The 3,662-nt window shown below is 51.8% G+C and carries 6 protein-coding genes; 3 read left to right on the top strand and 3 right to left on the bottom strand.

Annotation, left to right across the window (positions count from 1 at the left end; all coding sequences use genetic code 11):
• Positions 1–182, bottom strand: a 182-nt coding sequence (locus tag ACTH3S_RS18085; RefSeq protein ID WP_441810402.1) for a sigma factor, incomplete at its 3' end; no start/stop codon positions are given.
• A gap of 278 nt (positions 183–460) precedes the next feature.
• On the opposite strand from ACTH3S_RS18085, the gene ACTH3S_RS18080 reads away from it, so the two are divergent.
• From ACTH3S_RS18080 to ACTH3S_RS18070, 3 genes are all read left to right on the top strand, one after another.
• Positions 461–1,219, top strand: a complete 759-nt coding sequence (locus ACTH3S_RS18080) for a transporter substrate-binding domain-containing protein (protein ID WP_441810401.1) — start codon at positions 461–463, stop codon at positions 1,217–1,219.
• 91 nt (positions 1,220–1,310) lie between these two features.
• Positions 1,311–1,982, top strand: a complete 672-nt coding sequence (locus ACTH3S_RS18075) for an amino acid ABC transporter permease (protein WP_441810400.1) — start codon at positions 1,311–1,313, stop codon at positions 1,980–1,982.
• Between the two features lie 13 nt (positions 1,983–1,995).
• Positions 1,996–2,742, top strand: a complete 747-nt coding sequence (locus ACTH3S_RS18070; RefSeq protein ID WP_441810399.1) for an amino acid ABC transporter ATP-binding protein — start codon at positions 1,996–1,998, stop codon at positions 2,740–2,742.
• A 41-nt stretch (positions 2,743–2,783) separates the two neighbouring features.
• Here the strand turns inward: ACTH3S_RS18070 and ACTH3S_RS18065 are convergent, their stop codons facing one another.
• Positions 2,784–3,236, bottom strand: coding sequence for an ABZJ_00895 family protein (locus tag ACTH3S_RS18065; protein ID WP_441810398.1), 453 nt, complete (start codon positions 3,234–3,236; stop codon positions 2,784–2,786).
• A gap of 60 nt (positions 3,237–3,296) precedes the next feature.
• The coding region (locus tag ACTH3S_RS18060) for a hypothetical protein (RefSeq protein WP_441810397.1) at positions 3,297–3,662 on the bottom strand (366 nt) is incomplete at its 5' end.

Here is a 3,662-nt window from a genome sequence, read left to right as displayed (position 1 = left end):
CTAGGCTTGAGAATACTGCCTGGCACTGAGGGTCGATCCAGCAATCGCATGAATGTGTCATGCGCAAGATCTTGGGCACTGTCTGAACTTACCGTGCGCCTGGCAATCCACCTTACTAACCAAGCATGGTGTTCCTGGTAAAGCCCCGAAAACCCAGCATCAAAAAGTGTGCGACCCGCCACTACCAAGAACCCCTGCAGACTCGAAGAAAGCAGACATAATGCTCTAAATAACATTGATTCTCAATATCATCTTTGTTTGGCGTAGCTTTTATTACCTCTTGAATCTTAGCTACGGCACACCACGCCACTCGGGTTTCCTGAAAGTCGTTGGTTGATAGTCTATAATGCAGTAGGTACATCGCCGTACACGCTCCCCGCTTTGCATAGTCACAACCTGATACTCTAGCGGCCTGCCTTACCGGGCAAACGGAGCTTCATAAGAAAGAAAAGGAGAAAGCATGAGCACGAAATGGCTGAAAACAATGGGTACTGGTTTGGCACTTACAGTCGCCGCCAGCGCAGTGAGCGCCGAAACCCTGCGAATAGCTACCGACCCTAGCTTCGTCCCGTTCGAAATGCTGGATCAAGAAACCGGTGAGATGATCGGCTTCGACATGGAAATCATCGCTGAAGTCGCCGAGCGTGCCGGCTTCGACTACAACATCAACACCATGGACTTCAACGGCATTATCCCTGCGCTTCAAACCGGCAACGTGGATATCGCCATTGCTGGCATTACCATTACCGAAGAACGTGAAAAAATCGTTGATTTCTCCGACCCCTACTACGATTCCGGCCTGCGTATTCTGGTTCGTCAGGACAACGACAACGTTACCGAAATATCCGACCTTGAAGGCCTGAAAATCGGCTCCAAAATTGGCAGCACCAGTTACGACTTCCTGAAGAAAAATCTGGATAAGAACGACGGTGTAACGCCGTACCCGGGCAGTTCAGACATGTACATGGCACTGATGTCCCGTGCCGTAGACGCTGTGTTCTACGATGCTCCAAACGTTGGCTACTTTGCCAGCACCAAGGGCGAAGGCAAGGTTAAAACCGTTGGCAAACTGTACGAAGGTCAGCAGTACGGCATCGCAATAAAGAAAGGCAGTGAGTGGGTTGACGAAGTTAACGACGCTATTGCCTCAATGAAAGAAGACGGAACCTACAAAACCATCTACGAGAAGTGGTTCGGCCCCATGCCAGAAGGCATGTAAAGGCTGAAGGGCTGCAAGGCTCGTTCCTTTTTAGCGCCGGGGCTACTTGCCCCGGCGACTTCTGACTCCAACCCCTGCGGAGACGCACACTGTGGAATCCCAGTTCCAATTTGACTGGCAAGCAGCCATAAACTCTGTTCCCTTTCTCGTTAAGGGTATCCCTTACACCCTGATGATTTCGTTTGGCGGCCTGCTTATCGGTTTTGCCTTGGGTATCTTTTTTGGCCTGCTGAGCATCAACAAAAAATGGTTTCTGAAGTGGCCCGCAACGGCTTACATCGAAATCTTTCGTGGCACCCCAATTCTTGTTCAGGTTCTGTTTATCTTCTACGGCCTGCCTGATCTGATCGGTGGGCCTATCGATCCTATTACCGCGGGTGTTGCCGCGATTGCATTGAACTCAGGCGCTTATATTTCTGAAGTGGTACGTGGTGGCGTACAGTCCATCGACAAGGGCCAAGGCGAAGCCGGGCTTTCTCTGGGCCTGTCCCGCACTCAGACATTCTGGTCTATCACCTGGCCGCAAGCTTTCCGGCGTATGATTCCGCCGCTTGGCAACCAGGCCATTGTAAGCATCAAGGACACCTCCCTGTTCTCGGTTATTGGCGTGGGCGAACTTGTTCGTCAGGGCCAGGTTTACATTGCCAGCACCTTCACTGCGTTTGAGGTGTATTTTGTGGTCGCGATTATGTATCTGGCCATTACCCTCTCACTGTCCCTGATTCTTCGCCTGGTTGAACGGCGCGGACTGGCCTCTGTCTGAAGGAACCTGACCCATGACTCAGATTGTACAAATGAAGGGCATGAACAAGTACTTCGGCAAACTGCATGTCCTTAAAGATATCGATTTATCCGTAGAACAAGGCGAAGTGGTGGTGATTATCGGTGCCAGTGGCTCCGGCAAATCCACACTGATTCGTTGCGTGAACGGCTTGGAAGAGTTCGAATCTGGCCACCTGTCCGTAGACGGCCAGGAGCTGGCGCCAAAAGGCGGCAACCAGCAAGCTCTTTCGACCATCCGCAAGGAAGTCGGCATGGTGTTCCAGCAGTTCAATCTGTTCCCTCACCTTACGGTGAAGAAGAACATTATGTTGGCACCTCAAAAGGTTAAGGACACACCCAAAACCGTTGCTAACGCCACCGCAGAACGCTTGTTGGAACGCGTGGGTATCGGCAGCCAGGCCGACAAATTCCCCACCCATCTCTCCGGCGGTCAGCAGCAACGCGTTGCCATTGCCCGAGCCCTGGCTATGGAACCGCGCCTGATGCTGTTCGATGAGCCCACCTCGGCGCTGGACCCGGAAATGATCGGTGAAGTGCTAGACGTAATGCGCGAGCTGGCCAAAGAAGGCATGACCATGATGGTGGTCACCCACGAAATGGGCTTCGCCCGGGAAGTGGCAGATCGTGTGATCTACATCCACGAAGGCCAGATTGTGGAAGAAGGTAAACCGGACGACGTGTTTGATAACCCGCAGAATGAACGCACTCAGGCGTTTCTCTCTAGGGTGCTGGCGCACTGACGGTCTGACAAAGCCCCTGATTCGGGGGCTTTGTCATTGGATCAGGCCCCGGTTTTGGCCTGCTCAGCTTGTGCTTTCAGCAAGTGACGGCGAGCCGCCTTACCAAACACCAACAAGCAGAAAACAACCTGCAACAGAAATGCGCCACCCACACCCACAAAAAACACCGCTACGGGAAGACCAGAAAACACCATCATGAATTCCTGAAGCGCATAGCTACCACCGGCAAAATAAAGCGTTGCCGCCAGAAATATTAAAGATATGATCACAGCACACAGGTTAACGGAGACTGACAAAACCCAGTTTTCCGACCGACTCGGCGCTCGCCCTAACGCGGATACCGACGTCATCATGGCGCCATAGGCAGCACCTATCATCAGGCCAATCTGGGCGCCAGCAGGAATCTCGAAATTGAACACATGACCGGTGATGATTACGCAGAACTGGAGAGCTGCGTATAAGCCGGAAAAATTGAGGATAGTTTTGATGATCATTGTGAAGCCTCCTTGCCTCTTTGGTTTCAACGTTCCTACGCCGTTCTAGGCATGACCACGTCATTCTTCAGAAATTGAGTTGCGAACACTTCTTAAATCCAACCAATGAAAAAGCCCTTTCCCCCAAGATACGCCACGAGAACCGGAAAGATACGGTATTCGCAGTCGCTGTTCTGACAGAACAGACACTCTCCACGCATTGTCTCCAAAAAACTCGAAGGTGAGACCTCCCCTTTCTTCAAGATTTAGGCGTCGAAAGTTGCCAGTGGTGTAGGCTGCACCCAGTGTTACGCTGTCTTGTCTGGATAGGTTGCTGTCCAATAAGTGGATATGCAAACAGTCCTCATGGGGAATATCGTCGGTAAGGAACACAAGATACCGCTCGCCTAGCTGAACGCAGGCTTCAAGAATAACTCCTTCGAGTGG

This window comes from Marinobacter sp., assembly GCF_052094685.1.
Lineage (GTDB): Bacteria > Pseudomonadota > Gammaproteobacteria > Pseudomonadales > Oleiphilaceae > Marinobacter.
The sequence above is the reverse complement of the archived record's forward strand: the minus strand, read 5'-3'. Positions and strand labels throughout refer to the sequence as shown.

Bases quoted from the DNA above. Each gene is read 5' to 3' on its own strand.
- ACTH3S_RS18080 (WP_441810401.1), top strand. From the start codon at position 461: ATGAGCACGAAATGGCTGAAAACAATGGGTACTGGTTTGGCACTTACA.
- ACTH3S_RS18070 (WP_441810399.1), top strand. From the start codon at position 1,996: ATGACTCAGATTGTACAAATGAAGGGCATGAACAAGTACTTCGGCAAA.
- ACTH3S_RS18065 (WP_441810398.1), bottom strand. From the start codon at position 3,236: ATGATCATCAAAACTATCCTCAATTTTTCCGGCTTATACGCAGCTCTC.